This window comes from Streptomyces sp. CA2R106 (genome assembly GCF_037034245.1).
GTDB lineage: Bacteria > Actinomycetota > Actinomycetes > Streptomycetales > Streptomycetaceae > Actinacidiphila.
In genome coordinates, this window is record NZ_JBAGKC010000140.1 from 1 (window position 1) to 891 (window position 891).

General features: G+C 66.7%; 1 protein-coding gene. It reads left to right on the forward strand.

The window, feature by feature from the left end:
- Nucleotides 1-110 precede the first annotated feature (110 nt).
- Nucleotides 111-878, forward strand: coding sequence for an IS5 family transposase (locus WA788_RS35405; protein ID WP_335984591.1), 768 nt, complete (start codon nt 111-113; stop codon nt 876-878).
- Nucleotides 879-891 lie beyond the last annotated feature (13 nt).

Genomic DNA, 891 nt, shown 5'->3' on the forward strand with positions numbered 1-891 from the left:
TGAGCCGTTTCCAACCTGCCCTGCGGGTGCGGCAGTTGGCGTGACAGACGAGTGAAGCCCCTGGTAGACGGGTTCACGACCAAGATCTCCCGTACCGCCAGAGGCTTCACGTGCTTGTCTACCCGTCCGGCTTGGACCTGTCCAGCTCGCATCTTCGCTTCCTCAGCGCCCGTCTGGGCGAACGTCGCCGTGCGATCGGCAGCCGATGGCGCCGGTTGAGCGCCGGCGGGCAGGCACTGCTCGCCCTCGCCCACCTCCGCAACGGGCATCCCTACGCCCAGCTCGCGTCCGGGTTCGGCATCGGCACGACGACCGCGTACCGGTACATCACCGAAGCCGTCGATCTCCTGGCTGCCCTGGCACCCACGCTCGAACAAGCCGTCCGCGAGGCATCGGGGAAAGCGTTCGTCCTGCTCGACGGCACGCTCCTGCCGATCGACCGCATCGCCGCGGACCGACCCTTCTACTCAGGCAAGCACAAGCGGCACGGCATGAACGTGCAGGTCCTCACCGATCCGTTCGGCCGCCTACTATGGGCCTCACCAGCCCTGCCCGGAGCCGTCCACGACATCCGAGCCGCCCGCGAACACGGCATCATTGACGCCCTCGCCCAGGCCGGCATTCCCTGTTGGGCCGACAAGGGCTACCGCGGCGCCGGCGGAACAGTCCGTATCCCGTACTGGGGACGATGGGTGACCCTTTCCCCAGGTCAGAAGGCAGTGAACCGGTCCCACGCCAAGATTCGCGCGCTCGTCGAACAGGCCATGGCCACCCTCAAGAACTGGCGACTCCTGCGCAAGCTCCGATGCTCCACCACCCGGATCACCGCCCTCGTCCAAGCCGTCCTCGCTCTACATCTGGCCAGCTCAGAGCGATGATGAAAAGCGCTCA